Genomic DNA, 3016 nt, shown 5'->3' with positions numbered 1-3016 from the left:
GATGTAGATGGAGAAAGCTCCCCAAGCCATGAGGCTTATTGGAACGAGGGCGTAGGAGAAGTTTATGAACACTCTCTTGAAGGACACGTCTCTTCCCGAGAGTATCTTTGAAAGGTATGCGAAGGCAGCAAACAACGCCGGAGCTATGACGAGGGTTGAAATCAAGATTATTCCTAAGAATGTCAAGTAGTTCTGCAACGAGAACGCTTCAATTAGCAGATTCGTCTTCTTGTCGAAGGGTACGTGGACAGCTTTACCAATCAGCGGAGCGACCTTTCCGCCAAGAACATTGGAAACTTCTCTCAGCCACGGATACGCTCCTGCGAACACTATAGCATAGAGGATCGCTAACGTAGCCATTATGAACGTCTTGTAAGCTTCATCAAGACCCCTCTTCTTTATTCCGTACCAAGGATCAACAAAGAGATCTTCTCCTCCTATTCTGAAGTTAACGGCTATGTTGTCAAAGGGGCAGGTCTTGATACACTCTGTACATAAGCCACAGTAGGCGTTCCTGTTTAAGTTCCCCGGATACTCGAACCACGGGCATCCGTATCCCTTATCGTTTCCTCTTATACAGTCCTTGTAGCCGACATGCTTTATGCAGGTCTCTCTGTTTTTCACTCTAAGTTCGAGGGTTGAGAACATCGAATAGAGCCCAATGAATCCTGAAACCGGACAGATGTATCTGCAAAATGCTCTTCCTCTGAAAATCAAGAATATTATTATTGGCAATATTATGACGAGGATTACCAGCAAAACCCCTGAAACCCACGGTCTCGTGACGAGAATTCCTATGAAGCTGGAAACCATTAAGAATGAAGCGTTCTGAAGCCATATGTTGTCGAACTTCTTTGGCCACCTTTTTCCAAGTCCTATAGGCTTGTGTCTAACTCCGACAAACGTTCCTCGCTGAAGCCATTCTCCTATCGCTGGAATCGGGCAAACCTGACACCATATCCTCCCTCCGAAGGGCACGAGGATAAGCATTAACGCTGCCCACCAGACTATCCACATTATCAGAATTGTTAGGTTGCTGTTACCCACCGGACTGCCGAAGAAGGCTGCGTAGATCAAAGCAACGAAGATTAGGAAGTTCGGGAATATAGCTATGAACTGGTACGCTCGCAGTTTGAAGAGCCATCGGATTATCGGTATTCTAAGCAAATCGTATCTGAAGAAGTACTTAGCTTCTTCCTTAGCTGTTGCATCCTTAACTTCTTCACTAACTTCCGCCAACTCCTATCACCTCCTCGCTATATAATATCCGGTCACCGCTATCCCCAGAATTATTGCGAAAAGAGAGATTCCTCTTTCTGGATTGTTTGGTTTCACTATCAGTTTCCCCGTCATGAACGGATGGTAGGGTCCGCAGGTAACGTTGCATCTGAAAGTGAATACTCCCGGCTTGTCAGCCACGAACTTTATCACTTTCTCCCTTGGCCACCCTTCTTTTGTTATTATCGCTGTACCTATATCGTAACCTTCAATGAAAAGACCATGAGAGACATCAGCAGACCTCAATCGAATAATTACAGTGTCTCCCTGATTTACTTCTATCACCGAAGGATCGAACTCCCATTGCTTTGCGATTACTATGAACTCCTTTGTCGTGCCTTTTGGACTTGTACCTTGTGCGCTGGATATCGTTAGCGCTGAAATTCCCAGCACCACCAGCGCAAGCAGAATTACTCTTGCTCTCATCTCAACACCACCGTTTATTTTCTTACAATTTTGCCTTAATATCTGTAAAAAACTAACACCTAAAATGTTAGGAGTCTTGGACAATCTAAAATTTTTGGATATTATAATAATTGATAAACTCTTTTAGAATATAACCGTAGCTTTAGATCTCGCACTATTGTTATATTGATGGTTGGTATCGTCCTTTTTAATTATTCGTCTATTTAATGTTAGTCGATGTTTTAAGATAGTACCTCGAAATAGTCATATAATCATGATAACAACTCAGGGTTCGTTAAATTTTTTAGGGAACACAAGAAAAGCTCTTGGCTTTCAATCGCTAAAATGTTAGGGTATCATTTTTTATTGTTACATTCGTTAATTCAAATATATAACTGGTTTTGGTGGTGCGAGCCATGGCGGAGGAGAAAAATGCGAGGAAGAACAGCAAGAAAAACAATAAAAACGAGGGAACTAAATTGACAAGAAGAGAATTTCTGAGCTTTGGAGGAGGTTTTATTGCTGGATTTGCCGTCGGAGCCGGAATTTCGAGGCTTGGTGGTGGAGGAGCAGCTCCGGCAGCTCCAGCCTCTTTTGCTGAGATAATGGAGCAGAGGGGTCTGACTCAACAAGATGCTATTGCCGCTTTGAAAACCTACACTCCCGGAGGAAAGTACGACGAGTTCATAATGTTTGCCTCCGGCGGGCATTCTGGGCAAGTGCTCGTTATTGGTGTTCCAAGCATGAGACTGTATAAAGTAATAGCAGTATTCACTCCAGAGCCTTGGCAGGGATACGGATACGGTTTGAAAGAAACTCACGAGGTTTTAAAAGGTGGTTACAACGGAATTCGACCGTTGAGCTGGGGAGACGTGCACCATCCGGAGATAAGCAGAACAAATGCCGAGTTCGATGGAGAATGGTTGTTCGTAAACGATAAAGCAAATGGTAGAGCTGCTGTTGTTAGTCTCAAGGATTTTGAGACGAAGCAAATAATAAAAGTCCCGAACACCCAAACTGTCCACGGAGGTTGCTTTGCCACACCCAACACTGAATATGTCGCTATTGTTAGCCAGTACGCAACGCCGTGGGATCCAGAAAAGGGAGGGTACATCCCGGGAGAGACATATGTTGAATTGACAGAAGAGAACTACAAAAAGTACTTCAGAGGCACGTATACGTTCTTGGCTTTCGACAGGAAGAGGGGAAGATTCGATCTTTCAAGAAGCTTCCAGATCGAACTTCCTCCATACACGCAGGATCTTGTGGCTGTTGGCTGGGGTCCGAGCGATGGTTTGGCTTTCTGCAACTCCTTCAACACGGAGTTGGCTGT

Annotated in this window: 2 protein-coding genes and 1 pseudogene; 1 reads left to right on the top strand and 2 read right to left on the bottom strand. The window is 44.3% G+C overall.

Translation table 11 applies throughout. The features are described from left to right. Together F7C14_RS01855 and F7C14_RS01850 are read right to left on the bottom strand one after the other, a co-directional pair. Positions 1-1239 (bottom strand): 4Fe-4S binding protein (locus F7C14_RS01855; protein ID WP_290899345.1); only part of this gene is annotated, 1239 nt, incomplete at its 3' end. A 6-nt stretch (positions 1240-1245) separates the two neighbouring features. Further along, positions 1246-1704 carry a cupredoxin domain-containing protein gene (locus tag F7C14_RS01850; RefSeq protein ID WP_290899344.1) on the bottom strand — a complete coding sequence of 153 codons (459 nt, stop codon included), beginning with the start codon at positions 1702-1704 and terminating at the stop codon, positions 1246-1248. Positions 1705-2099: 395 nt separating this feature from the next. Here F7C14_RS01850 and F7C14_RS01845 point away from each other — a divergent pair. Next, positions 2100-3016 (top strand): annotated as a pseudogene (locus F7C14_RS01845) (cytochrome C); the annotation flags it as partial.

The sequence above is a fragment of the Ferroglobus sp. genome (assembly GCF_015521575.1).
Taxonomy (GTDB): Archaea; Halobacteriota; Archaeoglobi; order Archaeoglobales; family Archaeoglobaceae; genus Ferroglobus.
This window is presented reverse-complemented; position numbering and strand designations above follow the sequence as displayed.